Genomic DNA, 24,780 nt, shown 5'->3' with positions numbered 1-24,780 from the left:
CTCAGCGCTTGCGGAAGAGCGGGTGCTCGACCTTGTCGCCCGGATGGATCCCGAGTCGCGCGGCGGTGCCGGCGTTGAGTTCGAGCACGCCGAGCACCGGCTCGCCGGAGGCGATGGTCCGGGTCGAGAGCGGCTCGGTGTCGGCCGCGATCCGCGCCACCGTGCCGTCGGCGCGGATGAACAGCATGTCGAGCGGCAGGTAGGTGTTCTTCATCCACATCGTCACCGGCTCCATGCGCTCGAAGTCGAACAGCATGCCGCGGTCCGGCGCCATGGTGCGGCGGAACATCAGGCCCTGGGCCCGGCCCGCATCGTCGCGCATCACCTCGACCTGGAAGGCGTGGCGGCCGGAGCGGGAGGCGATCGTCAGCGGCTCGAACGGGCCGTCGGCCAGGGCGGCCGAGGGCGCGAGCGCCAGGAAGAGGAGGAACGCGGCGAGGAGCCGGCGCGGCGAGGCGGCGAGGGGCCGTGCGAAGCGAAGCGACATGACGGTGAGCTAGAGCGCCGTCCGGCGAAGGGGATGGGCGCCCGCCGCCGGACATGCGCGGGAAACCAAAATCCGGAGGGGAGAGGTCTCGTGGCCGGACCCGGACCTGCGGGTCAGTGCGACGACGGAGGGCCGGCCTCGGTCAGGAGGCGCACCTCGGCGGCCATCAGCCCCTTCGAGCCGTCGCCGTAGCGCACCTGGACGTACTCGCCGGGCTTGAGCTCGGCGATGCCGTAGCGCCGCAGCGTCTCCATATGGACGAAGATGTCCGGCGTGCCGTCGCCGCGGCTGAGGAAGCCGAAGCCGCGCAGGCGGTTGAACCACTTCACCACCGCGGTCTCGAGGCCGCTCGTCGGCACCACGGTGACGTGGGTGCGCGGCATCGGCAGCTCGGCCGGGTGGGTCGCGGTGGTCTGGTCGAGGGAGACGACCCGGAACGCCTGCCAGCCACGGGAGCGCTGCACCGCCTCGACCACGATCCGGGCGCCCTCGCTGGCGCTCTGGTGGCCGTCGCGCCGCAGGCAGGTGACGTGGAGGAGCACGTCCGGCGAGCCGTCGTCGGGCACGATGAAGCCGAAGCCCTTGGCGACGTCGAACCACTTGATGCGGCCGCTGACCTCGACCAGTTCGACCGGGCGCTCGATCGCCGCGGCGTCGAGCCCGGACCGGGTGTCGCGTGCGTCGTCCCCGAACGCGCCCCCTCGCCGCTCCCCGGCGAGACCTGAACCGAACTCGTCCGACATCGTAAGCAACCCACTCGAATCGCGTCGCGCGCTTCACCTGCAGATTAACAAAGTCATGACTCCGGGGAAGCCCAAATCCGCCGAGTTGAGACACCGAGGCGGCCACGTCCCGCGTCGATGTCGCTTCGCGGACGCACAATCTGCAATCCCGGGAGGCAGGGTGCGAGGCCGATGCCCTGCGGTTGCGCCCGTCGCCCGCAATCCCACCCCGAAACTGCGCGTTTTCGCCGCAGGCATGGCGGGGGTCCCGGACCCCGTGCGGGCTCGGCTATGACGGCGCCCATCCGCCGTCCGGGAGAGCCGCGATTCACACCCCATCTTCCACGCCCACGCCCACGCCCATCCGGCGCCTCGCGGTCGTCGACCTCGCCCGCGGCGTCGCGCTCCTGGCGATGGCGTTCTACCACCTGACATGGGATCTCGGCTTCCTGCGGCTGACGCCCGAGAACCTCGCCCTGACGCCCGTGGGCCGGGCGGCGGCGCACGGCATCGCCGGGAGCTTCCTGGTCCTCGTCGGGATCAGCCTCGTCCTCGCCCGGCCGGGGCGGGCCGGCCGGTGGCGGCCCTACCTGCTGCGGCTCGCCCGCATCGCCGCGGCGGCGGGAGCGATCTCGCTCGCGACCGCCTTTCTGTTCCCGGATTCGTGGATCTTCTTCGGCATCCTGCACTGCATCGCCGTGGCGAGCGTGCTGGCGCTGCCGGCCCTCGTCGCGCCGCTGCCGCTCGTCGGGCTCGCGGCGGCTCTCGTCCTCGCCGGTCCCCACCTCGCGGCCCTGGCAGGGTCCCCGGCTCTCCTCGATGCGCCGGGCTTGCTGTTCCTGGGGCTCGGCGCGACGGTGCCGACCACCAACGACTACGTGCCGTTGTTTCCCTGGTTCGGCTTCGTGCTGGCGGGGATCGGGCTCGGCCGGGTGGCGCTGCCGCGGCTCGCGGCCTCGGCGATCGGCACGATCGCGCCGCGGGGCCGGGCCGGGCGGCTCGCGACGGCGGCCGGGCGGCACAGCCTCGCGGTCTACCTGATCCACCAGCCGGTGCTGCTCGGGCTGCTCTACGGGGTGGCGGCGCTCGCCGGGCCGCATCCGCGGGCGGGGGAGGCGCAGTTCCGGCGCGAGTACCGGGCGAACTGCGCCGAGGCCGGCGGCGGCGAGGCGGCCTGCCGGGTGGCGGCGCGCTGCGTCGTCGAGCGCCTGCGGGCCGATGGCCTATGGCGGGCCGGCGGCGGCTTCTCGGCGCAGGAGCAGGGCCGGGCGATCGCGCTGTCCCGGACCTGCTTTCGGGAGGCGGGCGGCGGGTAGCCGCCCGCGCGTCCGGCTCAGTCCTTGGCGCGCTCGACGTAGGCGCCGTCGGCCGTCATCACGACGATGCGGGTGCCGGTGCCGATATGCGGCGGCACCAGGGTGCGGATGCCGTTCGAGAGCGTGGCGGGCTTGTAGGACGAGGAGGCGGTCTGGCCCTTGGTCACCGGCTCGGTGTCGGTCACCTCGAGGGTGACGCGCTGGGGCAGCTCGAGCGCCAGCGGCACGCCGTTATGGGTCGACAGCATGACCGCCATGCCCTCCTGCAGGTAGGGGGCCTGGTCGCCGATCACGTCCTGCGGCACCGCGAGCTGCTCGTAGGATTCCGGGTTCATGAAGTGGAACCCCTCGGCGTCGCTGTACAGGAAGGTGTGCTCCCGGTCCTCGACGTAGGCGCGCTCGACCTGCTCGGTGGTGCGGTAGCGCTCCGAGACCTTCACGCCGTCGGTGATCCGGCGCATGTCGAGCTGGGTCACCGGCGTGCCCTTGCCGGGGTGGATGTTCTCGGCGGAGAGGATCACGTAGAGCCGGCCGTCCTTGTCGACGACGTTGCCCTTGCGGAGTGAGCTGGCGATGACCTTCGGCACGGGGCGAATCCTGGACTTGAAGCGTTGACAGAAAGCGGCGGCGTCCGCCAAGCCGCGGGCGTCGCGCGCCGCGCCGGCAGAGGATGCCTTCGGCCCGCCCTATCGCATCTCAGGCGCGACCGCCAGTCGCCCCGCCCGCCATGACCTCGCCGATGATCCCCACCGCATGACCTCCGCCTCGCCCTGGTGGGCCCCCCACGTCCATGCCGACCGCCGGCCGCGGCTGATGGCCCGCAACCGCATCGCCGCCGCGCTCCGGGCGTGGTTCTCCGCCCGCGACTTCGTCGAGGTCGACGCCGCCATCCTCCAGGTCTCGCCCGGCAACGAGGCGCATCTCTCGGCCTTCGCCACGCAGGCCATCGCCCCCGACGGCACGACGCATCCGCTCTACCTCCACACCTCGCCGGAATTCGCCTGCAAGAAGCTCCTGGCGGCGGGCGAGCCCCGGCTGTTCAGCCTCGGCCCGGTCTACCGCAACCGCGAGCGCGGGGCCCTGCACCACCCGGAATTCACCATGCTCGAATGGTACCGTGCGGGGGAGACCTACGACAGCCTGATGCACGATTGCGCCGCGCTCCTGCGCCTCGCCGCCGAGACGGCGGGCGCGACGACCTTCTCCTGGCGCGGTGTCGAGGCCGACCCGTTCGCCGAGCCGGAGCGGCTGAGCGTGGCGGAGGCGTTCGACCGCCATGCCGGCATCGACCTCCTGGCGAGCGTGGCGCCGGATGCCAGCACCGACCGGGCCGGGCTCGCCGCGGCGCTCGGCGCGGCCGGCATCCGCACCGCGCCCGACGACACCTGGGCCGACCTGTTCAGCCGGGTGATGGTCGAGCGGGTCGAGCCGGCGCTCGGCCGCGGCCGGGCGACGATCCTGTGCGAGTACCCGATCCCCGAGGCGGCGCTCGCCCGTCCGAGCCCGGCCGACCCGCGGGTGGCGGAGCGCTTCGAACTCTATGCCTGCGGCGTCGAGCTCGCCAACGCCTTCGGCGAATTGACCGACGCGCCCGAGCAGCGCCGGCGCTTCTGTGCCGAGATGGACGAGAAGGAGCGCGTCTACGGCGAGCGCTACCCCGTCGACGAGGACTTTCTGAGCGCCCTCGGCCAGATGCCGGAGGCGAGCGGCATCGCGCTCGGCTTCGACCGGCTGGTCATGCTGGCGACCGGGGCGCGCCGGATCGAGGATGTGATCTGGACGCCGGTCGCCGAGTATCCCGGCACGGGACCCGCCCGGTGAGCGGACCGATCCGCAGCGCCCGCGACCTCGCCGCGGCCGGCCTCGTCCTGGCGGAGCAGCTGCCGGCGCTGGAGCGGGTGGCGGCGCGCTACGCCGTGTCGATCACCCCGGCGATGGCCGAGCTGATCGCCGACGCCGAGGACGGAATCGGCCGCCAGTTCGTGCCCCGGGCCGAGGAACTCGTCACCACGCCCGAGGAGCGGGCCGACCCGATCGGCGACGAGGCCCACGCGCCCGTCCCCGGCATCGTCCACCGCTATCCCGACCGGGTGCTCCTGAAGCCCCTCCACGTCTGCCCGGTCTATTGCCGCTTCTGCTTCCGCCGCGAGGTGGTCGGCCCGGAGGGGCAGGGCAGCCTGACCGAGGCCGAGCTCGACGCCGCGCTCGCCTACATCGCCGCCCGCGACGAGGTCTGGGAGGTGGTGGTCACCGGCGGCGACCCGCTCGTGCTCTCGCCCCGGCGGCTCGGGCGCATCGCCGCGGCGCTGCGGGCGATCCCGCATGTCCGGGTGCTGCGGCTGCACACCCGCGTGCCGGTGGTCGATCCGGCGCGGGTCGACGCGGAGTTGATCGGGGCGCTCAAGCGCTTCGAGGGCGCGGTGTTCGTGGCGCTCCACGCCAACCACCCGGCGGAATTCTCGGACGCGGCGCGCGCGGCGATCGCGCGCCTCGTCGATGCCGGGATCCCGATGGTGAGCCAGTCGGTGCTGCTCGCCGGCGTCAACGACGACCCCGACACGCTGGCCGCCCTGATGCGGGCCTTCGTCGAGAACCGGATCAAGCCGTACTACCTGCACCACGGCGACCTCGCCCCCGGCACCGGCCACCTGCGCACCACCCTCGATCGCGGCCAGGACCTGATGCGCTCCCTGCGCGGGCGGGTCTCCGGGCTGGCGCAGCCGACCTACGTCCTCGACATCCCCGGCGGATACGGCAAGGTGCCGGTCGGGCCGGGCTACCTGGCGTCCGCCGGTCGGGCCGGCGGCGGTCTTGCGGGCTGGACCGTCACCGACCCGACCGGCGGACGCCACGCCTACCCGCCCGAGGTCGGTCCGTCCGAGACCGGCCCGTCCAAGACCGAGGAGGACACGCCATGCGCAGGCTCTGGGGACGGCTGAGTTCCGTCAACGTGCAGAAGGCGGTGTGGGGGCTCGAGGAGCTCGGCCTGCCCTACGAGCGTGTCGAGGCCGGCGGTGCCTTCGGCCGCGTCCGCGATCCCGACTACGTCGCGATGAACCCCAACAGCCTCGTGCCGGTGCTGGAGGAGGACGGCTTCGTCCTCTGGGAATCGAACGCGATCCTGCGCCACCTCGCCCGCGGGTATACCACGCACGGTTTCTGGCCCGAGGATCCCCGCGCGGCGGCTTTGGCCGACCAGTGGCTCGACTGGCAGGCGACCCGCTTCACGCCCGCGACCCGGGACGCGTTCTGGCAGACCGTGCGCACCCCGGCCGACCAGCGCGACCAGGCGACGATCGACCGTTCGGTCGCGGCGTCCGAGGAGTGCGCGGCGATCCTCGACGCACACCTGATGGGCCGCGCCTACATGGTCGGCGAGCGCTTCACCGTGGCCGACATCGCGGTCGCCGCCGCCGCCCATCGCTGGCTCCACCTCGACGTGCCGCGCATCGAGCGGCCGGCCCTGCGGGCCTGGTACGCGCGCGTCCGGGAGCGCCCGGCGGCCTCGGTCGCGCTGCCGCCCCTGAGCTGACGCCGGGCCCTCGAAGCCGAGCCCTGCCGGAGCGCGGCCATGCGCTGACGGCGTGGCCGCCTTCCGCCGGATCGGCTACGTCTCGACCCGTCCCTCTCCCCACGCCCCCGAAGGCCCGATGCCGCTCGACAAGACGCTCCTCGACGCCCTGCAGGCCGTCACCACCGCCACCCTGACCACGGTGCTCCTGAAGAAGGGCATCCGCCGCTGCTGGATGCGCGGGCCGATGCCGCGCTTCGCCGCCGGGCAGCGGATCGTCGGCCCGGCCTTCACCCTGCGCTTCGTGCCGGCCCGCGAGGACCTGGCGACCCCGGAATCCTGGTCGAGCCCGACCTCGACCCGCGCAGCGATCGAGGCGATGCCCGAGGGCTGCATCGCGGTGGTCGACGCCATGGGGGTGCAGGATGCCGGCATCTTCGGCGACATCCTGTGCGCCCGGATGAAGAAGCGCGGCGTCGCGGCGCTGATCACCGACGGCGTCGTGCGCGACGGCGAGGGGGTCGAGGGCACCGGCCTGCCGGTCTGGTGCTCCGGCGTCGCGGCCCCGGCCTCGGTGTCGGGTCTCACCTTCGTCGGCTGGGGCGAGCCGGTCGGCTGCGGCGGCGTCGCGGTCTATCCGGACGACATCGTGGTGGCGGACGGCGACGGCGCGGTGCTGATCCCGGCGGCTCTCGCCGAGGAGGTCGCGCTCGCCGCCGTCGAGCAGGAGCGCCTCGAGCTCTGGATCATGCGCGAGGTCGACAAGGGCCTGCCGCTGCCGGGCCTCTACCCGCCGAACGCCGAGACCCGCGCCCGCTACGAGGCCGAGACCGGCAAGGCTTGATGACCGGCAAGGCCTGACCGACCGCTTGGCCGGGACCGCCCCGGTGTTCTTCGTGCTCTCGAAGGTGCTGTGGTTCCTCACGGCGCCTTCGAACCTGCTCCTGCTCCTCGTCGTCGCCGGGGCGGGGCTCTCCCTGCGCTGGCGCCGCCTCGGCGCCGGTCTCGCGGCCCTGTGCGGCCTCGCGCTCCTCGCCGGCGGCGTCTCGCCGCTGGCTTCCCTGGTCTTCGGGCCGCTCGAGAACCGCTTTCCGGAATTCCGCGACGACGGCGGCCCGGTCGCCGGAATCGTGGTGCTGGGCGGCGCGGTCGAGACCGGGCTGTCGGCCGCCCGCGGCCAGCTCGTCGTGAACGATGCCGGCGAACGGATGATCGCGCTCGGCGACCTCGCCCGGCGCTACCCCGCCGCGACCGTCGTCTTCGCCGGCGGCTCCGGCCGGCTCACCGGCGACGGGGCGGTGTCGGAATCCGCGATCACCCGGCGCCACGCCGCATCCCTCGGCGTCCCGCCCGAGCGGATCACCTACGAGGACCGGTCCCGCAACACCCACGAGAACGCGACCTTCAGCGCCGAATTGGTCAAGCCGAAGCCCGGCGAGCGCTGGCTCCTCGTCACCTCGGCCTGGCACATGCCGCGGGCGGTCGGCTGCTTTCGCCGCGCCGGCTTCACGGTGACGGCCTACCCCGTCGATTACCGCACCGGCCCCGGCACCCTGGCGATCCACGCCACCGCCGGCGACGGCCTGTTCGAGCTCGACATCGCGGTGCGGGAATGGCTCGGCCTCGCGGCCTACCGGGCCTCGGGCTACACCGAAGCGGTGTTCCCGGGACCGTGATCCCGGCTCACCGCGGCAGGGACAGCCGGTAGATCCCGCGAAAATCGTCCGGGTCGTCCACCACCTTGCCCTTGCGCAGGATCGCGATGCGGCCGGCCTTCATCAGGCGCACCGCCTGGCGGCGGACCGGCTGCATCAGCGGACCCCAGCCGTCCGGGTGGGGGCCGCCGAGCGCCCGGGCGACCTCGGAGGGGCAGACGGTCTTGTCCGCGCCGCGCTCGGTGACGAGGCGCACCAGGGTGAGCTCGATCTCGTAATCGTCAGGGATCATCGTGGTCCTGCAGGGCCCGGCGGGCGTCGGAGGCGAACTGGCGCTGCCACATCACGGTGAGCACCATCGCGGTGGTGGCGAACAGCACATAGGCGCTGACGAACCACCCGAGATACGCGAGCGCGAAGAAGAACGCACGCTGCCCGCGGTTGAAATGGCCGCCCGCCACCACGTTCATCGCCGCGGCCCGCCGCGCCGCGCGCTCGATCCGGACCGGGTCGCCTTCGCGCGGTGGCACGGCGCCGATCAGGATGGCGCCGTAGTTGAACAGCCGGTAGGCCCAGGCGAACTTGAAGAAGGCGTAGACGAAGATCAGGGCGAGGCCCGCCACCTTGATCTCCCACACCGCCCGGGTCATCGGCGCGCCGAAGGGCAGGGTCGAGAACAGGGTCAGGGCGTCGTCGGCCGACCGCGACAGGGTGAGGGCGCTGCCGAGCGCGATCAGCGCCGTCGAGGCGAAGAAGGCGGTGCCGTTCTGCAGCGAGGCGTTGATGGTGGTGTCGACCACCCGGTTCTCGCGCACGATCTGCTGGTCGGCCCAGGCGTGGCGGTAGCGGTTCATCATGCCGTTGAGGCTGCGCTTGCCGCCCGACAGGTGCTCGACCGCGTAGGAATAGCCCCACCACGCCGAGAGGAAGCAGACCAGCGCGGCGAGGTCGAGGAACGAGAAGCTGCTCAAGCCCAGATCCGGGTGCATGCCGGGTCCCGTCAGGCCGTCGGCAGGATCTGCACGCCGCGTGCGCCGGCGGGCTCGGGTGCCTCGCTCACGGCGAGGTCCGAGACCCGCGCGCCCGGCGGTCCCTCGCGGCAGGCCTCGATCATCGCGCCGACCGCCTCGGCCGGACCGGCGATGCGGGCCTCGACGCTGCCGTCGAGCCGGTTGCGCACGGTGCCGAAGAGGCCCTTGGCCTCGGCCACGCCCTTGGTCCAGGCCCGGTAGCCCACGCCCTGGACGCGGCCCTGGACGACGATCTCGACGCTGCGCTGTCCGCTCACGCTCGCCCACTCCCCGTACGGCGTCTCCCGGGGCGGGCTCTAGAGCAAATTTCGCCGCGAGGGGAGAGCGGGAACGCGAGGGGCCGCCGCGCCGTCAGGCGCTCGCGGCGACGAGGGGGCGGGCGAGGACCGGGCGGAGGTCCGGCGCACGGGGGCGCACGAGGTCGGCGAGCGGCACGAAGGCGTCCGGCGCGGCACCCCCGACCCGCGTGCCGAAGCCGAGGGCGAAGGACAGGGTGAGCTTGCGGTCGGGGACGATGCCGAAGGCGCCGAGCGCGGCCGAGAACGCCTCGCGGAAGCTGCGCACCCCGCACCAGCTCTTCTCCGAGAGGTGCAGCGGCCATTCCCAATGGCCGTCCGGCCGACGCGCCGCGAGGGCGTCGCGGTCGATGAAGTAGCCGGTGTCGCGGTGCTCCAGCCCGTCCGCGTGGAGGCGCCAGTCCCGGTTCTCGAACAGCGGGGCAGCCTCGGCCGCGACGTCCTCCAGGCGGGTGGTCTCCATGCGGGTCTCCCACGGTTCCCCCGCGACGCCGCGCCGCCTCCCGGGCCGGCTCGTCGCATGGAACATTTACGGAACACTGGTCTGATTTGCACAGGTCGTCAACAGGGACGGACGAACATTTCTCGAACGCCGCGGCTGTTGCCAAAGTCCGGTCCGGGTGCCACCTCGGGTCCATCGATCCTGCCACGACGACCAATCCTGCCATGACCACGAGGAGCGAGATGGAGCGCAGCCGCAAGGGGCAGGAGAGTGGCCCGCGCGAGGCCGGCCCCGACGTCGAGGCCCTGCGCCGCCTCGAGGCGCTGCAGCCGGCCTACGAGCGCCTGCGCGCCGACCGGATCCGCGCCGAGAGCGACGTCGAGCGCCTGACCGCGGAACTCGCTGCCGCCCGCGCCCAGGCCCGCGAGGAGCTGGGCACCGACGACGAGGCCGAGATCCGCCGGATGATCGAGGAGGCCCGGGCCGAGAATGCCCGGCGGGTCGAGGAGTTCGCCCAGGCCCTGCGGGCGGTGCAGGACCGCCTCACCGCTCTCGATCCCGCCCGTTGACCATCGCCGCGACGACCGCCCCGGCTCCGGCCGACCGCCTGGGGGCGCTGACCCGCGCCGGCCGCCTGCTCGCCCGCCTGGAGGCGGCCCGCGACCGCGACCGCGAGACCCTGGCCGCCCGCACCCGCGAGGTCGCCGCCGCCAAGGGCCGCCTCGCCCAGCGCGACGCGGTCGATACCTACCTGCGCGAGCTGCAGCAAGAGGCCAACCGGCGCAGCGTCGCGACCTTCGAGACCCTGCTCACGGCCCTCGTCCAGGAGGTGCTGCCCGGCGAGAAGCCGGTGCGCCTGGATCTCACCACCGAGCGGGGTCTGCCGGCCCTCGACATCGGGGTCGAGCGCCCGGATGGCGGCCGCGAGGACGTGCTGGAGGACAATGGCGGTGCCATGACCAACGTGGTCGGCATGGCGTTGCGCCTGATCGCCGTGGTCAAGGCCGGGGTCGGGCGCTTCCTCGCCCTCGACGAGGCCGATTGCTGGATCGCCCCCGATCGGGTGCCGGCCTTCTACCGGGTGCTGGAGGAGAGCGCCGCCAAGCTCGGCGTGCAGTGCCTGGCGATCTCCCACCACGACGTGGCGGGGTTCGGGACCGACCTGACGGTCAGCCGGATCGCCGGCCGGCCCGAGACCGGCGTCGCCATCGTCGGGCCGGCCGCGTCCTGCGCGGCGGCCTGGACGCCGGAGAGGCCGGGTTTCCGCTACCTGCGCCTCGTCGACGTCCAGGGTTTTTCCGATGCGACCCTGCCGCTCGCCCCCGGCGTCAACGCGCTCGTCGGCCCCAACAACCATGGCAAGTCGACGGTGATCCGGGCCCTGCGGGCGGTCTTCTACGGCGAGGTGCGCGACAGCCTGGTGCGGGCGGGCGCGAACGCCGCGCGGGTCGAGATCGGCGTCGCCGACGGGCGGGTGCTGCGCTACGCCCGCCAGCCGAAGCGCACCCCGGTCAACCTGTGGTCGCTGCACGAGGCCGACGGGTCGCTGGTGCGGGAGAACGGCACCACCCTGGAGACCGGCGGCCGCGAAGTGCCCTCCTGGGTCGAGCGCCTGTTCGGCATCACCCGGGTCGAGGACCTCGACGTCCACGTGGCGCACCAGAAGTTTCCGGTCTTCCTGCTCGGCGAGAAGCCGGCCCGGCGCTCGGCCGTGCTGTCGATCGGCCGCGAGGCCGGGCTGGTGCGCGACATGCAGGCGCTGCAGCGCGAGCGGGTGACGGAGGACCAGCGCACCATCCGCGAGGGCGAGCGCGAGATCGCCCGCCTGCGCGAGGCGTTGAGCGCCCTCGACGATCTCGACGCCCTGGAGGAGTCCCTGGCCGGGCTGCGGGGGCAGGCCGACGCGCTCTTAGCGGCGGAGGCGCGCCTGCGCGACCGCGAGGCCCTGGCCGACCGTCTCGCCCGGTCCGGGCGCCTCGCCACCGGGGCCGCCGCCCGCGCCCGGGTGCTGGCCGACCTGCCGGCGCCCGAGACCGGTGCCGAGATCGGCCGCGCGCTCGCCGAGGCGCGCCACCGCGCCGCCCTCGGCCGCCGTGTGCTCGCGGCCGCCGGCGATCTCGCGGCGGCGCGCGAGCGGGTCGCGGCGCTCGCCGGACTGCCGCCGGAGGCGCCGCAGCCGCGCGACACCACCCGGGCCGGCACCCATGCCGCGCGGCTGCGGCGCCTGCGCGCCGGCCTCGCCGATGCGCGGGACCGTGCTGCGGTGCTCGCCGGGCTGCCGGACGAGGCGCCCCGCCCGGTGCTCCGCCCCGATGCCGCCGCGACGGCGCAACGCCTCGCCGAGACCGGCCGGCGCCTCGCCGCGGCGCGGGGACGCGCGGCCGCGGCCCGGGACGGGCTCGCCGTCGCCGAGGCCGAGATGGAAGTGGTCCTCGCCGCGACCGGGGGGCGCTGCCCGGCCTGCGGCACCCCCGTGGCACCCGCCTCCCTTCTCGTCGGCCACCGCCATTCCGGCACGGGGGACGCCGCATGATCCTCGGACGCGAGCGGCTCGACGCCGCGCCGGTCGCCTGCGCCGGTCTCCTCGTGATCGGCGATCCCCACGTCTCGTCGCGCCGGCCCGGGCGGCGCAGGGACCCGGACTGGCCGGCGCCGGTCCTGAACAAGCTCGAGCATTGCGTGGCATTGGCGAATGCCCGCGACTTCGCGCCGGTGCTCCTCGGCGACCTGTTCGAGCGCCCGGTGGAGCCGGACGAGAGCCTGAAGTCGCGGCTGATCCGCATCCTCAAGGGCTTCCGGCACCGGCCGCTCGCCAATGTCGGCAACCACGACATCCGCCATACCCGCCTGTCCGACGGCGACAGCCTGGCGATGCTGGCGGTGAGCGACGTCCTCGACGTCGTGCCGGAATCCGGCCCGGCGGCGCTCTACGCCGTGAACGACCGCCGCCTCGGCTTCGGCGCGACGCCGTTCGGGCAGGCGATCCCCACGGATGTCCGCGGGCTGATCCCGCAGGCCGATGCCGTCCTCTGGCTCACCCACCACGACCTCGCCTTCGGGGCGGGCTATCCGGGCGCGGTGCCGCCCGAGGCGATCCGTGGCTGCGTGCTCGCGATCAACGGCCACGTCCACAAGCGCCACGCCCCGATGCAGGTCGGGGAAACGCGCTGGTTCAACCCGGGCAACATCACCCGCGGCTCGGTCGACCTGATCGCCCACATCCCCGCGGTCTACGTGCTCGCCGGCGACCTCTCGCTCACCGAGGAGCGCCTGCCCCACGTCGCCGACGTGTTCGACCTCACCGGCCGCCAGGTCGCCGCCGATGCCTCGCCGGAGGCGATCGGCCGGATCGAGAGCGCCTTCGTGTCGCTGCTCCAGGCCGAGACCGCCACCGACCTCGCCCGCAGCGACGACGGCGCCCTGATTCGCGAGGAGATCGAGGCGAAGTTCGTGCGCGACGCGACGCCGGAGCCGGTCCAGGCGGCGATCCGCTCGCTGGTCGAGGCGGCGGTGGCTCGGCGCGGAGCGTGACGCTCCGCGCATTTGTCCCCGACGCTCAGGTCCGGATGACCGATCGCCCGGAGGATTCGGCGAAGTCGAGGTTGACCGGCACCGGGCTGATGCGGGCGCGGGCGGCCTCCCCATCCTCGGGCGAGGCCTCCCGTAGATCGAACCCGCTGGCCCAGGCCTCGCCGCTGCCGCGGAGATAGAACCCGAAATGCAGACTCTCCGCCGTCTCCGGGACGTCGAGCACGATGCGCCGGCCGGTCCAGCCCTGCGTGCCCGTGAGCGGCCCGTCGACCGAGCGCTCCTCCATGTTGTCGAAGGCAACGCTCCGCCCGGTCGCGGCGTCGGCCCGTAGCCACAAGGTCGCGGCGCCGACGATGTCGCGGCTCCGTAATTCGGCGCTCAAGCAGACCCGCCTCCCGCGGTAGGGCGAGGCCGCGACGCTCTGCATCATAGTGGCGAATCCCTTTTCCATCGCGGCGTAGACGGGATCGCCTTCGGCATAACGGCAGCGAATTACCGCGGTGCGACCGTCGCCGTGGGGCGTGGCGGGGTCGATGCCCGCCTCGTAGAGATGCGGCTTCGAGCCGGAGACGATCCAGCCTGCGGGCCGTTCCAGCGGGACGGCCGGCACCGAATCGGCCGCAACCGTCAGGTGGGCGGACAGAACGTTCCAGTTGTCGAGGCCGAGGAGCCGCGCCACGATCTCCAGGCATTCGCCATGAGAGAGCGCCGTGCCCCGCCGCCCGAGTTCCTCGCGAAGGCTCTTGGCCATCGCCTTGGCGTCGCGAAAGGTGCGCATGATCCCATCCCAGCTCGCGGACAAACCAGCGGGATCAGTGCCTGCCTTGCTGACCGGTTCGCCCGACGGACGGGGAAGGACGGATGCGCCTCGCGGAATGCATTCACCGAACCCCGAACGGGGCGCAGGCGGCAGGCTGCATCGGCCTTGGGATAGGATCAAATCGCGGACCGGCCCCACCGTCAAGACGGTCTCAGAACCCGAACGGATCGGGATAGGGCAACGGCCGCCGGCGCACTGCGGTCTCGGGCAGGATCGGCCGGCCGATATCGACCGCCAGCAGACCCTCGACGGCGAGCGCCAGCACCGCCGCGACGCCGTCCTGGGCGTTGATCGCCATCCCGGCGCAGTCGACCAGCCGGCCGGTGCCGCATTCGTCGAGGTGGTGCAGGATGCGCACCCGGTCGCCGGCCGAGACGTAGGTGCGGCGGCAGGCCATGATCAGCCGCACCGTCGAGATCCGGGGCTCGGCCCGCAGCGAGGCCGCGCTCTCGATAACGAAGCGCCGCCCGTCCTCGGCCACCACCGGCTCGCCCGCCACGTAGGCGGTGCGGAAGGGATGGCGGCCGAGGTCGGCCTCCGCCACCACGTCGACGAGGAGGCCCGGCTCGTCGGTGCGGACCTGCTCGAAATCGGCGGCGTGCTCGATCATTCTGTCGCCCAGCGGCAGGCGGATCGGCGTCGGTGCCGCCTTCAGCCGCTCCACCCCCGGATCGAGGGCCGCGATGGCCAGGAAATCCGCGACCAGCGCCTGGCGCGGCACCGCCGCGACGAGCGGCGCGCCGCGTCGGGGCGAGGGGCTGCGCACGGCGCTGCGGCGCTGGCCCGGCCGCTCGAGCAAGGCCGAGGAATCGAGGAGGGCGGGCGTGCTCATGCGGGGCTCCGGGCGGGTGGCGGCGCGCGCCACGCGATCCGCTACAGTCGAGGTGGTGTCTCTCTATAAGAACATTTAGCGAACATAATCCGGTTCGGCAACGCGACCCAATCCTCGTGCTCCGAGAGTCGTGGCGCTATGGGGTGACCGATCCGGCGGCAGCTTGGCTCTGGGACGATCATCGGGCGACGCTGCGACGAAAAATCCCGCGCCGCAGCGATCTCGTCTCACCGCACACGCGCGAAAACCCTCGCGAACCGGATGGCGGCGTGCTAGAGAACAAATACGGAACGCGCGAACCGGTCCGCCGGGCGCCCGCCGTCAGCAGGTGAGATCGATCGAGATGAGCGCAACCACCGACAAGCAGATCGCCGACATCCTCGCCACCTACGGCGAGCCGCTCGCCGGCAACGTCTGGCGCGTGCAGGGCACCGCCGTGATCTACCACAAGGCCCTGGAGCGGATCGCCGTGCAGGCCCGCATCCGCTTCGATGCGCCGGTGATCGTGCGGGCGGAGCGGGACGAGGCGGTGATCCTGGTGACCGGCCACATGCCGGGCCCGAACGGCGACCGCACCGAGTGGTCGATCGGCGAGGCGCTGATCGGGGTGAACTACCGCGTTTCGGGCCGCCAGGCGGCCTACGTCTTCGCCATGGCGGAGAAGCGGGCCAAGGACCGGGTGATCCTCAAGCTCGCCGGCCTGCATGGCCTGCTCTATTCCGAGGACGAGGCCGACGAGTTCAAGGCGAGCCGTCCCGACCTCGTGGCCGCCAACGCCCCGGCGCGCCGGGCCGGTCCGGCGCCGGAGGAGGACCGCAACGCCGGGCCCGCGAACGATGCCGACCTGCCGCCGGCCGAGACGGGCGGCAGCGCGACCGACGCCGACCTGACGGCGCGGATCGACGAGGCGCAGTCGATCAACGCGGTTACCGACCTGATGCTGGCGCCCGAGACCCAGGCCGCCCTGGCGGCGATGGCGCCGGGCCTGCGCGACGAGGTGCGCGAGCACGCCAAGGCGCGGCTCGTCGCCCTCGGCTGGCCGGCCCGCAATACGGCCAAGTCCCGCAAGGCCGCGGTGGCGTGATCCGCCTAGAGCATTTTCCGACGAAGTGTAAACCGGTTCGTCGCAGAAAATGCGCCAAAACAAAGACTTGGAGAGCTTCGCGATTGCAACGCGATCGTGAAGTGCTCTAGGCGAGCGGACGGGGAGCTCCGGCCCTCAGCGGGTCGGCACCGGCTCCGCGCCGCGGTAATCGTAGAAGCCGCGCTTGGTCTTGCGGCCGAGCCAGCCGGCCTCGACGTACTTCACCAAGAGCGGGCAGGGGCGGTACTTCGAATCGGCCAGGCCCTCGTAGAGCACCTGCATGATCGACAGGCAGGTATCGAGGCCGATGAAGTCGGCGAGCTGGAGCGGGCCCATCGGGTGGTTGGCGCCGAGCCGCATCGCGGTGTCGATCGAATCGACCGAGCCGACGCCCTCGTAGAGGGTGTAGATCGCCTCGTTGATCATCGGCAGCAGGATGCGGTTGACGATGAAGGCCGGAAAATCCTCCGACACCGTCACGATCTTGCCGAGGCGCCGCACGAAGGCCTTGGCCGATTCGTAGGTCGGGTCCTCGGTGGCGATGCCGCGGATCAGCTCGACGAGCTGCATCACCGGCACCGGGTTCATGAAGTGGATGCCGATGAACCGCTCCGGCCGGTCGGTCGAGGCGGCAAGGCGCGTGATCGAGATCGACGAGGTGTTGGTCGCCACCATCGTCTCGGGGCGCAGGGACGGACAGAGCGCGCTGAAGATGCTGCGCTTGATCACCTCGTCCTCGGTGGCCGCCTCGATCACCAGGTCGCAGGGACCGAAATCGTCGAACGAATCGACCGCGATGATGTGCTCGATCGCGTCGCGGCGCTGGCTCTCGGTGATCGCGCCCTTCGAGACCTGGCGCTGCAGGTTGCCGTTGACGGTGGCGAGGCCGTTCTTCAGGCGCTCGGGATCGCGGTCGTTCATCCGCACGTCGAGACCGGCCAGGGAGCAGACATGGGCGATGCCACTGCCCATCTGGCCGGCCCCGATGATCCCGACCGTCTTGATCTCGATGCCCATCACACCCTGCCTTCCCGCCACGCGGTCCAGACCGTTCATATCATCGCGCCTTCGCAGATGCGAAGGGTTCCAGCGGAGCCCGGAAGGGTCTCGATGCCGCCCCCCGCGCGATCGGCACGGGGGGCGGGTGTTTCAGCTTCGGCCAATCAGCCCTTGGCCTTGGCGATTTCCTGCTGCAGGTCCGGCACGACCTGGAAAAGGTCGCCGACGAGGCCGTAATCGGCGACCTGGAAGATCGGCGCCTCCTCGTCCTTGTTGATCGCGACGATGACCTTCGAGTCCTTCATGCCGGCGAGGTGCTGGATCGCCCCCGAGATGCCGACCGCGACGTAGAGGTCCGGCGCCACGACCTTGCCGGTCTGGCCGACCTGCCAGTCGTTGGGGGCGTAGCCCGCATCGACCGCCGCGCGGGACGCGCCGACCGCGGCGCCGAGCGTATCGGCGAGCGGCTCGATCAGCTCCTTGAACTTGTCGGCCGAGCCGAGCGAGCGTCCGCCCGACACGATGATGCGCGCGCCGGCGAGCTCCGGACGGTCGGACTTGGCGATCTCCTCACCCTTGAACGACGACTTCGCCGCGGGCGAAGCGGCGGCCGACACCGCCTCGACCGGGGCGGCGGAGCCGCCCTCGGGGGTCGCCTGGAAGGCGGCGGTGCGCACCGTGATCACCCGCTTGGCGTCGGTGGCCTGCACGGTCTGGATCGCGTTGCCGGCGTAGATCGGCCGCTCGAACGTGTCGGGACCCGCCACCTTGATGATGTCGGAGACCTGCGCAACGTCGAGGAGGGCGGCAACGCGCGGCAGCACGTTCTTGCCCTCGGTCGAGGCGGCGGCGATCACGGTGTCGTAGTTCGCGGCGAGCTCGGCGACCAGCGACGCGGTCGGCTCGGCGAGGAGGTGGTCGAGGGCGGCGTCGGCGGCCACCAGCACCTTCTCGATCCCGTCGAGCTTGGCGGCGGCCTCGGCCGCGCCTTGCGCATCGGCGCCGACCACGAGGGCGTGGACCGGGGCGCCGAGCTGCTTGGCCGCCGTCAGGGCCTTGGTGCTGGCGTCCTTCACGGCGCCGCCGGCATGCTCGACCAGCAGGAGGGTGGTCATGGCGTGTCGTTCCTTCCTTTCGCGGGAAGCGCGGCGATCCTCAGAGGACGCCCGCCTCGACCTTCAGCTTGTTGACGAGCTCGGCGGCGCTGGCGACCTTGACGCCGGCCTTGCGGCCGCCCGGCTCGACGGTCTTGAGCACCTTGAGGCGCGGGCTCACGTCGACGCCGAGCGCCTCCGGCTCCACGGTGTCGAGGGGCTTCTTCTTCGCCTTCATGATGTTGGGCAGCGAGGCGTAGCGCGGCTCGTTGAGGCGGAGATCCGTGGTGACGATCGCCGGCAGCGTCAGGTTCAGGGTCTGCAGGCCGCCGTCGATCTCGCGCACCACGTCGAGGTTGCCGTCCGCGACCTCGAGCTTGAACGCGAAGGTGCCCTGCGGCCAGCCGAGCAGCGCGGCGAGCATCTGGCCGGTCTGGTTCGAGTCGTCGTCGATCGCCTGCTTGCCGAGGATGACGAGATCCGGGCTCTCCTTCTCGACCAGTGCCTTGAGGAGCTTGGCGACGGCGAGCGGCTCGACGGCGGCGTCGGTCTTGACCAGGATGCCGCGGTCGGCGCCCATGGCGAGCGCGGTGCGGATCGTCTCCTGCGCCTGCTGCGGGCCGATCGAGACGGCGACGATCTCGGTGACCTTGCCCTTCTCCTTGAGGCGGATCGCCTCCTCGACGGCGATCTCGTCGAAGGGGTTCATCGACATCTTGACGTTGGCGAGCTCGACGCCGGAGCCGTCCGGCTTCACCCGGATCTTCACGTTGTAGTCGACCACCCGCTTGACGGGCACCAGAACCTTCATGATCGTCGCATCCTTCAGGACGAAGGGACGATGGTGGCCGGGCCCTCCCTCGGCCGGCCAGCGATCATCCCCGATGGAGCACGGTGGCGCGGACCGTAGCGGCCGATTTTCGCAATTGTCAACGCGCGCCGGCGGGCGGCCGCCCCACCGTTAGGTGCACCCCCGGCGCCACTCGCCGCACCGGCGCGACGGGGGCCGACGGGACCGGTTGTGAGAGCCCGGAACCCGCACCGGCCGGAGCGTGCCCCGGATTGCGTCCCGTCTCAGGTGCGGGTCTTGCCCGGCACCCAGAGCACGTTGGCGGCGCCGCCGTCGTTGGCGACCCGGGCGGCGACGAACAGGAAGTCCGACAGCCGGTTGAGGTACTGGATCGCCACCGGCGAGACGGTCTCGCCCGGCGTGGCGGCGAGCGCCACCGCCAGCCGCTCGGCCCGGCGGCAGACCGTGCGGGCGAGGTGCAGGGCGGCCGCCGCCGCCGACCCGCCCGGCAGCACGAAGGAGCGCAAGGGCGACAGGCCGGCATTGAGCGCGTCGATCTCGCGCTCGACCCGCTCGACCTGGGCGGCGACGATCCGCAGCGGCTCGTAGGAGAGGGGCTCCCCGGTCTCCGGGGTGGCGAGGTCGGCGCCGAGATCGAACAGGTCGTTCTGCATCCGCCCGAGCATCGCGTCGAGCTCGCCGGTGGTGTGCAGGCGGGCGAGGCCCAGGCAGGCATTGGTCTCGTCGACGGTGCCGTAGGTCTCGACCCGCAGGTCGGCCTTCGAGCGGCGTTCTCCGCTGGCCAGAGCCGTCGTGCCGGTATCGCCGGTGCGGGTGTAGATGCGGTTGAGGACGACCACGGTCAGGCTCCCTTCGGCAGGCCGCCGGCCCGCCGTCATGAGCGACGTTGTAGCGGGCCCGCGCCGAGGCGCCAGGGCCACCATCGTCGGGCCGGCCCGGATCCCGGATTCATCGCCAACGCCGCGCCGGGCGCTGGGCCGTGTCGGCGATCAGAAGGTATAAGCGATCTTGCCGCCGAAATTCGTCAGGCCGCGATTCGTGACGCAGAGGCCTGCATTCGACATGTGCTCGATCGTCGCCATCACGCTCCAGTGCTCGGTGAGCCGGAAGCCGACGGCCGCCGCCTCGCGGAACAGCGGGTTGCAGCCGAGCGCGTTGAAGGTCTTGGGCACGCCGGCCTTCGGGCCGGTATAGCCGTCGTGGAAGCCGGCGCCGAAGAAGCCTTCGACGAAGATCCGGTCGGTGATGTCGGCGGTCCAGGTCGCGCCGAGATAGGCGTAGCTGGTGCGGCCGTCGACGTTGTAGCTGCCGCCCACCGTCGGGCGCGGCACGAAGGCGGCCCAGAACCGGTCGAGCCCGGTGACCGGCTTGGCGAACAGAATCTCGCCGTTGATGTTGCTGGTGTTCTTCTCGTTGCTGCCCGGATCCTGGGCGGAGCCGCCGATGCGGAACTCCGACACGATGCTGAGCGGCTGGACCGGCGGCCGGTAGGACGGGACCAGCGCCGAGGGGTCGGCGGCCTGGGCGGCCGGGGCGGCCAGCATGATCGCCGCGGCAAGGCTCGGAAGGGTTACGCGCATCTGTCGAACGGTCCACCGCCCCGTGGCTGGGGCGGAATCCACCCTAGTCCTCGCGCTCGCGTCCCGTCTCGCCGCACAATCCGTGCGGGCATGGTTTTCCACCCCGTGCGACCGGCCCGCCACAGTCTCGCAAGGTCACCCGCCGCGCCACCACAGCACCCCCATGATCACCACGATCGCGACGAGCTGGAGCAGCACCCGCAGCCGCATCAGGCGCTGCGAGAGGTTGGCGCTGCCGCCGCGCAGCATGTTGCCGAGGCCGAGGAGCAGCACGGCGGCGACCGCCAGGCAGGCGACGAGGACGAGGGTGTTGCTGGACATCGGGATGATCGCTCGGGGCCGGGCTCGCGGGAGGTCGATGGCCTGATAGGGCGTATCGGGCGCATCCGGGGAGGCGGCCCCGCGCCGCAGGAGCGGGGCACGATGCCGGAGCGGGTTCGGCAGGCTGCGATCGGTCGCCGGCGAAAAGATGGCGCTCGACCATATGTTCGGTCATCGGCGGACTGCCCCAAAGTCACCGCCATAATTATGGCAACGGATTCACCTTCGCTTCACCTTTGACTGTCGCCTTCGGTGTTGCACAAATGCGATAGCCTCGAACAGCCCATCATGATTGTGTGCCGGCGCCGGGTTGCTGCGGCGCAACGATGCGTCCGCCCGGCACGAGATCCGAACCGGGCGGCGACCGCATGATCGGGCCGGCCCGACGACCATGGGGGTTGTTCACGTGAAGTCCTACCTGCTCGCCACCGCCGGCCTCCTCGCGCTCGCGGGTGCCGCCCAGGCCGCCGATCTGCCGCGCCGCGTCGCGCCGCCGCCGGTCTACCCGGTGGCCCCGCCGGCCTTCACCTGGACCGGGTTCTATGCCGGCGTGAACGCGGGCGGCGCCGTCGGCGGCGACTTCCGCGCCTCGACGACCTCCCCGCGCCCGGCCGCCCTGCCGGCCGCCCGCGGCGAGGCTTCGGCCGCCGGCTTCGTGGCGGGCGGCACCGTCGGCTACAACTACCAGTTCACGCCGAACAACGGCTTCGTGGTCGGCGTCGAGGTCGACGCCAACTACGCCGACATTCACAACGAGTTCCGCGCCTCGGCCGGCACCGCCAGCGCCAACGGCGCCCTGAAGACCGACACCTACTTCGTCACCGTCCGCGGCCGCGTCGGCTATGCCTGGGGTCCGCTGCTCGCCTACGCCACCGGCGGCTGGGCCTTCACCGAGATCGGCGCCCGCGGCATCGCCACGGGCCCGGGCCTTGTCCTGCCGGCCTCCTTCAATGCTTCGCTCCCGGTCGACGGCTACACCGTCGGCGCCGGCCTCGAATACATGATCACCCCGACCCTGTCGGTGAAGGGCGAGTACCTCTACGCCGACCTCGAGCGCGACGTCCGCTTCCGCGCCCTCGGCACCCAGTTCGGCATCCGCACCGGCCTCGACGCCCACCTGCTGAAGGTCGGCATCAACTACCACTTCAACCTGTTCAACTGAGCGCGTGGGGCCGCAGCGGCGGTCCCCTCGCTTCACCGAACGACCACGACGAGAAACGGCGCGGCTCCCATCGGGGCCGCGCCGTTTCTCGTTGCCGGGACGCCGCTCAGTTACGGCGCAGCAGGCGCTCGAAATAGTCGAGCTCTTCCGTCGGGCGGCTCGGGTCGCCGAGCTTGCGCCGCAATTCCTCCAGGATGCGCCGGGCCCGCTCGACGCCGGATTCCTCGGCGGTCGGCACCCGCACGCGGCCGTCGGAGAAATCGCGGCTGCGGGTCGGCCGACCGAGCGGGTCGCTGTCGCGGGCGCCCTGGCGGCCGGGCTGGTTGGGGTTGCCCTGGCCCTGCTGCCCGTCGGCCTGCTGGCCCTCGCCGTCCTGGCCCATCTGCTGCATCTGCTGGGCCATGCCCTGCGCGCCGCGCTGCAAGCCTTCGAGGGCGCGGCCCTGCGCGTCGACGGCGGAGCCGTCCTGGCCCTGGCCGATCGCGTTCTCGGCGTCCTTCATCGCCTGCTCGGCATCGGCGAGGCCCTGCTCGCCCTGCATGCCGAGTTCCTTCATCTTGCGCTGCATGTCCTCCAGGCGCTGACGCAGGCCCTGCTGGCGGTCGCCCAATCCTCCCTGCTGCTGCCCGCCCTGCTGGCCGCGCTGGCCTTGCTGCTGACCGTCGCCTTGCTGCGGCTCGCCGCCACGCTGGCCTTGCTGGCCGCGCTGACCCGGCTGGCGCTGTCCCTGCTGGCCCGGCTGCTGCTGACCGCGATTGCCGAAGCGGCGCTCCTGGCCCTGGCGGAAGGTTTCGTCGCGCAGGCCCTGCTGCTCGCGGGTCATCGCCTCGAGATCCTGCATCTGGCGGTTCATCTCGCGGGCGGTCGGGTCCGACATGCGCGAGTTCGGCTGGGCCGTCTGCAGGTTCTCCAGGATGCCGCGGAGCTGGTCGAGCAGGCGCTGGGCCTCGGCGGTGTCGCCGCGCTTCATCGCCTCCTGCATCTGGTCGAGCATCTTGGCGAGGTCGTCGGGCGTCACCGTGCGGTCGGCCTGCTGGCTCTGCTGCCCGGGGTTCTGCGGGTTCTGCTGCTGGCGCTCGGCGAATTCCTTCAGGAAACGGTCCATCGCCTGGCGCAGCTCGTCGGTGAGCTTGGCGATCTCCTGGTCGGAGGCGCCGCGATCGAGCGCGTCCTTCAGCCGGTCCTGGGCGGCGCGCAGCGCCTTCTCGGCATCCGAGAGGTCGCCCTCCTCGATCTGCAGCGCCATCGTCCACAGGAGGTCGGCGACCTCGGTGAGCGCCTCGTCGGTGCGGGCCGCACGCAGGCGCCGTGCCGCCTCCTTGAGGCCGAGGAAGACGCCCCATTGCGGCGTGAAGCGCTCGGGCGCGATCAGGAGGGCGTCGAGCGAGGTCTCGACCCGTGCTCGGCTCCCGTCGGGATCGAGGACGAGACGGCGGCGCTCCTCGGCCAGCGAACGCGCCAGGGGCTTGGTGAAGAACCGCCCCGGCAGCGTGAAGGCGAGGGGAGCCGAGCGTCCCTCCTGGCCCGCCTCGTCCTTCGCCACCAGGGTCAGCAGCACCTTGGCGCCGGCCCAGGGGTTGTCGGTGAGGTCGACCAGGGTGCGGGTGTCGGTGGTCCCCTGCGGGTCGGAGGGCAGGGTCAGGGCCAGGCGCGGCGGCGGCACCAGGCTGCGCCCCTTCGTCTGCGGCTCGACGGTGCCCTCCGCCGAGGCGAGGCCGTAATCGTCCTTGGCCCGGTAGGCGAGGGTGAAGGTGCCGCGCCCGTTGGTCTCGGGGTTGCCCGAGAACGCGATCTCCGGCGGCCGGTCCGGAATGGTCTCGACGGTGAGGCGATGGCTCGAGGCGAAGCCGGTCTGCACCGACACCTCGGCGGTGCCGCCGGTGAGCGTGAAGCGCTCCTCGCGCAGGTCGGGCCGGGCCGGGGCGGTGGCGGGCAAGGGCTTCAGGCCGGCCCCGGGCGTCACCGTGGCGGCGCCGGCGCCGGCGATGCGCACCACGAGCGTCGAGTTCACCGGCGCCCGCAGGTGCTGGCCCGCCTCCGCCAGGGACACGATCAGGGGCGGCATCCGGGTGTAGAGCGGCGGGTCGATCCAGCCGTCGACCCGGAAGGACGGCGCGGCCGCGACGGGCCCACGCCAGTCGAAGGCGGCGCGCAGGCGCTCGCCGGCCTCCGGGCCGGCCACGAAGGCGCCGGCCACGGCGGCGAGGATCGCGCCGGCGCGCAGGGCGTAGGGGTCGCGCCGGGCCATGCCGGGCCGCGGGCCCGAAACTTTGAGACGGGTCAGCGCCGCGGCGGCGCGCCTCCGGTGCAGCTCCCACAGGGCCAGCGTGCCGGGATCGTCGCGCCCGAGCGCAAGGCTGTCCTCGATCGTGCGGGCGGGGCGGTGGGCGAGGCCCGCGTCGCGGTCGATTCGCGCCAGCGCCTGCGGTCGGGCGATCCGGCGCAGGCGCAGGAGCGGCAGGAGGGCGCCCAGGAGCGCCAGCCCGAAGACCGCGACCCCGGCCATCCGCAGGAGCGGGCCGGCATCGAGCCACAGGCCGAGCCACGACGCGGCGAGGAAGACCAGCACGACCGCGAGGCCGCGCCACAGGATCGGCCAGGCCTGCTCCCACAGGGTCACACGACCGGCCCGGGCCACGAGCCGGTCGAGCCCGGCGCGCACCGGATCGGCCCGGTTCTCCGGGGCCCCGGCGCTGCGCGCGGTATCCGGCTCGGCCTTCGTCATGCCCTGCTCCCGCTCGCGCTCCGTCGCGCGGCAGCCGCGCGGGAGCGAAGCGGGCAGGCTACCACGCCGGCCCGAGCGGGCCAGCGGGTCAAATCGGCTCAGGCCTGGCGGCCGGCGCGCTGCCGGTCCGCGTCCTGCGGCGCGCCGCCCGACAGGCCGACCGGTACGCCGCCTTCCTGCCGCGCCGCCGCCTCGCGCAGGGGCTGCACGGCGCTGCGGGCATGGGCGAGTGTGACCTCGTGCTCGGCCGCGATGCGGAACGCACGCGCGACCACGGCTTCGGCACGGGCGAGCAGGTTGCCTTGGGGCGCCATCGCTTCACGTCCTCCCGGTGACTGGCCGGGACGTTAGCGTGCGGGGA

General features: G+C 72.6%; 28 protein-coding genes. 11 read left to right on the top strand and 17 right to left on the bottom strand.

Translation table 11 applies throughout. The features are described 5' to 3' along the window. Position 1: 1 nt before the first annotated feature. Together V3T34_RS02105 and V3T34_RS02100 are read right to left on the bottom strand one after the other, a co-directional pair. Positions 2 to 487, bottom strand: a complete 486-nt coding sequence (locus V3T34_RS02105) for a DUF192 domain-containing protein (RefSeq protein ID WP_060848907.1) — start codon at positions 485 to 487, stop codon at positions 2 to 4. A gap of 113 nt (positions 488 to 600) precedes the next feature. Further along, positions 601 to 1,230: a cold-shock protein gene (locus tag V3T34_RS02100; RefSeq protein WP_060848906.1), complete on the bottom strand. Its 630-nt coding sequence runs from the start codon at positions 1,228 to 1,230 to the stop codon at positions 601 to 603. Positions 1,231 to 1,535: 305 nt separating this feature from the next. On the opposite strand from V3T34_RS02100, the gene V3T34_RS02095 reads away from it, so the two are divergent. Next, positions 1,536 to 2,525, top strand: coding sequence for a DUF1624 domain-containing protein (locus tag V3T34_RS02095; RefSeq protein WP_305077037.1), 990 nt, complete (start codon positions 1,536 to 1,538; stop codon positions 2,523 to 2,525). Between the two features lie 17 nt (positions 2,526 to 2,542). Here the strand turns inward: V3T34_RS02095 and efp are convergent, their stop codons facing one another. Then, positions 2,543 to 3,112 (bottom strand): elongation factor P, encoded by a 570-nt coding sequence (efp, locus tag V3T34_RS02090; protein WP_060848905.1) that lies wholly within the window; start codon positions 3,110 to 3,112, stop codon positions 2,543 to 2,545. A gap of 166 nt (positions 3,113 to 3,278) precedes the next feature. Between efp and epmA the strand changes: the two genes are divergently transcribed. The 5 genes from epmA to V3T34_RS02065 all read left to right on the top strand — a co-directional run bounded on the left by epmA (position 3,279) and on the right by V3T34_RS02065 (position 7,712). Then, positions 3,279 to 4,346, top strand: a complete 1,068-nt coding sequence (gene epmA / locus V3T34_RS02085) for an EF-P lysine aminoacylase EpmA (RefSeq protein WP_091887584.1) — start codon at positions 3,279 to 3,281, stop codon at positions 4,344 to 4,346. Further along, positions 4,343 to 5,464 carry a lysine-2,3-aminomutase-like protein gene (locus tag V3T34_RS02080; RefSeq protein ID WP_331369091.1) on the top strand — a complete coding sequence of 374 codons (1,122 nt, stop codon included), beginning with the start codon at positions 4,343 to 4,345 and terminating at the stop codon, positions 5,462 to 5,464. Before epmA ends, V3T34_RS02080 begins: the two co-directional genes overlap by 4 nt. After that, positions 5,440 to 6,057, top strand: a complete 618-nt coding sequence (locus tag V3T34_RS02075; RefSeq protein WP_305077003.1) for a glutathione S-transferase family protein — start codon at positions 5,440 to 5,442, stop codon at positions 6,055 to 6,057. The genes V3T34_RS02080 and V3T34_RS02075 overlap by 25 nt, the downstream gene beginning before the upstream one ends. Before the next feature lie 118 nt (positions 6,058 to 6,175). Beyond that, positions 6,176 to 6,880, top strand: a complete 705-nt coding sequence (locus V3T34_RS02070) for a ribonuclease activity regulator RraA (protein WP_060849595.1) — start codon at positions 6,176 to 6,178, stop codon at positions 6,878 to 6,880. A gap of 43 nt (positions 6,881 to 6,923) precedes the next feature. Beyond that, positions 6,924 to 7,712, top strand: a complete 789-nt coding sequence (locus V3T34_RS02065; protein WP_305077036.1) for a YdcF family protein — start codon at positions 6,924 to 6,926, stop codon at positions 7,710 to 7,712. A 7-nt stretch (positions 7,713 to 7,719) separates the two neighbouring features. On the opposite strand, the gene V3T34_RS02060 is transcribed toward V3T34_RS02065, so the two are convergent. The 4 genes from V3T34_RS02060 to V3T34_RS02045 form a co-directional block, all read right to left on the bottom strand. Next, positions 7,720 to 7,983, bottom strand: coding sequence for a DUF3253 domain-containing protein (locus tag V3T34_RS02060; protein WP_091754059.1), 264 nt, complete (start codon positions 7,981 to 7,983; stop codon positions 7,720 to 7,722). Beyond that, positions 7,973 to 8,680, bottom strand: a complete 708-nt coding sequence (locus V3T34_RS02055) for a DUF599 domain-containing protein (protein WP_060848901.1) — start codon at positions 8,678 to 8,680, stop codon at positions 7,973 to 7,975. Before V3T34_RS02055 ends, V3T34_RS02060 begins: the two co-directional genes overlap by 11 nt. A gap of 11 nt (positions 8,681 to 8,691) precedes the next feature. Then, a complete protein-coding gene (locus tag V3T34_RS02050) occupies positions 8,692 to 8,979 on the bottom strand; it encodes an acylphosphatase (RefSeq protein WP_305077002.1) in 288 nt (95 codons plus the stop codon). Positions 8,980 to 9,073: 94 nt separating this feature from the next. Next, positions 9,074 to 9,481, bottom strand: coding sequence for a hypothetical protein (locus V3T34_RS02045; RefSeq protein WP_305077001.1), 408 nt, complete (start codon positions 9,479 to 9,481; stop codon positions 9,074 to 9,076). Between the two features lie 203 nt (positions 9,482 to 9,684). Here V3T34_RS02045 and V3T34_RS02040 point away from each other — a divergent pair, with 203 nt between their 5' ends. The 3 genes from V3T34_RS02040 to V3T34_RS02030 are packed head-to-tail and all read left to right on the top strand — an operon-like array spanning position 9,685 to position 12,991. Beyond that, positions 9,685 to 10,029 carry a hypothetical protein gene (locus V3T34_RS02040; RefSeq protein ID WP_236012488.1) on the top strand — a complete coding sequence of 115 codons (345 nt, stop codon included), beginning with the start codon at positions 9,685 to 9,687 and terminating at the stop codon, positions 10,027 to 10,029. After that, positions 10,026 to 11,993: an AAA family ATPase gene (locus V3T34_RS02035; protein ID WP_305077000.1), complete on the top strand. Its 1,968-nt coding sequence runs from the start codon at positions 10,026 to 10,028 to the stop codon at positions 11,991 to 11,993. Before V3T34_RS02040 ends, V3T34_RS02035 begins: the two co-directional genes overlap by 4 nt. Continuing rightward, positions 11,990 to 12,991, top strand: a complete 1,002-nt coding sequence (locus tag V3T34_RS02030; protein ID WP_305076999.1) for a hypothetical protein — start codon at positions 11,990 to 11,992, stop codon at positions 12,989 to 12,991. Before V3T34_RS02035 ends, V3T34_RS02030 begins: the two co-directional genes overlap by 4 nt. 25 nt (positions 12,992 to 13,016) lie before the next feature. Here V3T34_RS02030 and V3T34_RS28525 read toward each other — a convergent pair whose 3' ends face one another. Further along, positions 13,017 to 13,949 (bottom strand): glyoxalase superfamily protein, encoded by a 933-nt coding sequence (locus tag V3T34_RS28525; RefSeq protein WP_407942641.1) that lies wholly within the window; start codon positions 13,947 to 13,949, stop codon positions 13,017 to 13,019. A gap of 13 nt (positions 13,950 to 13,962) precedes the next feature. Next, positions 13,963 to 14,643 (bottom strand): hypothetical protein, encoded by a 681-nt coding sequence (locus V3T34_RS02020; protein ID WP_305076998.1) that lies wholly within the window; start codon positions 14,641 to 14,643, stop codon positions 13,963 to 13,965. 343 nt (positions 14,644 to 14,986) lie between these two features. On the opposite strand from V3T34_RS02020, the gene V3T34_RS02015 reads away from it, so the two are divergent. Next, positions 14,987 to 15,727: a hypothetical protein gene (locus V3T34_RS02015; protein ID WP_060848894.1), complete on the top strand. Its 741-nt coding sequence runs from the start codon at positions 14,987 to 14,989 to the stop codon at positions 15,725 to 15,727. Positions 15,728 to 15,862: 135 nt separating this feature from the next. Here V3T34_RS02015 and V3T34_RS02010 read toward each other — a convergent pair whose 3' ends face one another. From V3T34_RS02010 to V3T34_RS01985, 6 genes are all read right to left on the bottom strand, one after another. Further along, positions 15,863 to 16,744 (bottom strand): 3-hydroxybutyryl-CoA dehydrogenase, encoded by an 882-nt coding sequence (locus V3T34_RS02010; RefSeq protein ID WP_091754051.1) that lies wholly within the window; start codon positions 16,742 to 16,744, stop codon positions 15,863 to 15,865. A gap of 146 nt (positions 16,745 to 16,890) precedes the next feature. Further along, positions 16,891 to 17,841, bottom strand: a complete 951-nt coding sequence (locus tag V3T34_RS02005) for an electron transfer flavoprotein subunit alpha/FixB family protein (protein ID WP_060848892.1) — start codon at positions 17,839 to 17,841, stop codon at positions 16,891 to 16,893. Positions 17,842 to 17,881: 40 nt separating this feature from the next. Then, complete coding sequence (locus V3T34_RS02000) at positions 17,882 to 18,631, bottom strand: electron transfer flavoprotein subunit beta/FixA family protein (protein WP_091754049.1); 750 nt, start codon at positions 18,629 to 18,631, stop codon at positions 17,882 to 17,884. Positions 18,632 to 18,894: 263 nt separating this feature from the next. Continuing rightward, on the bottom strand, positions 18,895 to 19,470 hold the full coding sequence (locus V3T34_RS01995; protein WP_305076997.1) for a cob(I)yrinic acid a,c-diamide adenosyltransferase: 576 nt from the start codon (positions 19,468 to 19,470) through the stop codon (positions 18,895 to 18,897). A gap of 150 nt (positions 19,471 to 19,620) precedes the next feature. Beyond that, complete coding sequence (locus V3T34_RS01990; RefSeq protein WP_060848890.1) at positions 19,621 to 20,211, bottom strand: acyloxyacyl hydrolase; 591 nt, start codon at positions 20,209 to 20,211, stop codon at positions 19,621 to 19,623. A gap of 135 nt (positions 20,212 to 20,346) precedes the next feature. After that, entirely contained in the window at positions 20,347 to 20,532 is a 186-nt protein-coding gene (locus V3T34_RS01985) for a twin transmembrane helix small protein (protein ID WP_060848889.1), read from the bottom strand. 406 nt (positions 20,533 to 20,938) lie between these two features. On the opposite strand from V3T34_RS01985, the gene V3T34_RS01980 reads away from it, so the two are divergent. Continuing rightward, the gene (locus V3T34_RS01980; protein WP_060848888.1) at positions 20,939 to 21,694 is read left to right on the top strand and encodes an outer membrane protein; all 756 of its coding nucleotides are present in this window, start codon (positions 20,939 to 20,941) and stop codon (positions 21,692 to 21,694) included. A gap of 106 nt (positions 21,695 to 21,800) precedes the next feature. On the opposite strand, the gene V3T34_RS01975 is transcribed toward V3T34_RS01980, so the two are convergent. Together V3T34_RS01975 and V3T34_RS01970 are read right to left on the bottom strand one after the other, a co-directional pair. Beyond that, positions 21,801 to 24,419 carry a TIGR02302 family protein gene (locus V3T34_RS01975; RefSeq protein WP_305076996.1) on the bottom strand — a complete coding sequence of 873 codons (2,619 nt, stop codon included), beginning with the start codon at positions 24,417 to 24,419 and terminating at the stop codon, positions 21,801 to 21,803. A gap of 98 nt (positions 24,420 to 24,517) precedes the next feature. Continuing rightward, entirely contained in the window at positions 24,518 to 24,733 is a 216-nt protein-coding gene (locus V3T34_RS01970) for a hypothetical protein (RefSeq protein WP_060848879.1), read from the bottom strand. Positions 24,734 to 24,780: the final 47 nt, after the last annotated feature.

The sequence above is a fragment of the Methylobacterium ajmalii genome, from assembly GCF_036448855.1.
GTDB lineage: Bacteria > Pseudomonadota > Alphaproteobacteria > Rhizobiales > Beijerinckiaceae > Methylobacterium > Methylobacterium ajmalii.
The sequence above is the reverse complement of the archived record's forward strand: the minus strand, read 5'-3'. Positions and strand labels throughout refer to the sequence as shown.

Coding starts and splice junctions, on each gene's coding strand:
- V3T34_RS02105 (WP_060848907.1), bottom strand. CDS start 487: ATGTCGCTTCGCTTCGCACGGCCCCTCGCCGCCTCGCCGCGCCGGCTC.
- V3T34_RS02100 (WP_060848906.1), bottom strand. CDS start 1,230: ATGTCGGACGAGTTCGGTTCAGGTCTCGCCGGGGAGCGGCGAGGGGGC.
- epmA (WP_091887584.1), top strand. CDS start 3,279: ATGACCTCCGCCTCGCCCTGGTGGGCCCCCCACGTCCATGCCGACCGC.
- V3T34_RS02075 (WP_305077003.1), top strand. CDS start 5,440: ATGCGCAGGCTCTGGGGACGGCTGAGTTCCGTCAACGTGCAGAAGGCG.
- V3T34_RS02070 (WP_060849595.1), top strand. CDS start 6,176: ATGCCGCTCGACAAGACGCTCCTCGACGCCCTGCAGGCCGTCACCACC.
- V3T34_RS02060 (WP_091754059.1), bottom strand. CDS start 7,983: ATGATCCCTGACGATTACGAGATCGAGCTCACCCTGGTGCGCCTCGTC.
- V3T34_RS02055 (WP_060848901.1), bottom strand. CDS start 8,680: ATGCACCCGGATCTGGGCTTGAGCAGCTTCTCGTTCCTCGACCTCGCC.
- V3T34_RS02045 (WP_305077001.1), bottom strand. CDS start 9,481: ATGGAGACCACCCGCCTGGAGGACGTCGCGGCCGAGGCTGCCCCGCTG.
- V3T34_RS02040 (WP_236012488.1), top strand. CDS start 9,685: ATGACCACGAGGAGCGAGATGGAGCGCAGCCGCAAGGGGCAGGAGAGT.
- V3T34_RS02030 (WP_305076999.1), top strand. CDS start 11,990: ATGATCCTCGGACGCGAGCGGCTCGACGCCGCGCCGGTCGCCTGCGCC.
- V3T34_RS02020 (WP_305076998.1), bottom strand. CDS start 14,643: ATGAGCACGCCCGCCCTCCTCGATTCCTCGGCCTTGCTCGAGCGGCCG.
- V3T34_RS02015 (WP_060848894.1), top strand. CDS start 14,987: ATGAGCGCAACCACCGACAAGCAGATCGCCGACATCCTCGCCACCTAC.
- V3T34_RS02010 (WP_091754051.1), bottom strand. CDS start 16,744: ATGGGCATCGAGATCAAGACGGTCGGGATCATCGGGGCCGGCCAGATG.
- V3T34_RS02005 (WP_060848892.1), bottom strand. CDS start 17,841: ATGACCACCCTCCTGCTGGTCGAGCATGCCGGCGGCGCCGTGAAGGAC.
- V3T34_RS02000 (WP_091754049.1), bottom strand. CDS start 18,631: ATGAAGGTTCTGGTGCCCGTCAAGCGGGTGGTCGACTACAACGTGAAG.
- V3T34_RS01990 (WP_060848890.1), bottom strand. CDS start 20,211: ATGCGCGTAACCCTTCCGAGCCTTGCCGCGGCGATCATGCTGGCCGCC.
- V3T34_RS01985 (WP_060848889.1), bottom strand. CDS start 20,532: ATGTCCAGCAACACCCTCGTCCTCGTCGCCTGCCTGGCGGTCGCCGCC.
- V3T34_RS01975 (WP_305076996.1), bottom strand. CDS start 24,419: ATGACGAAGGCCGAGCCGGATACCGCGCGCAGCGCCGGGGCCCCGGAG.
- V3T34_RS01970 (WP_060848879.1), bottom strand. CDS start 24,733: ATGGCGCCCCAAGGCAACCTGCTCGCCCGTGCCGAAGCCGTGGTCGCG.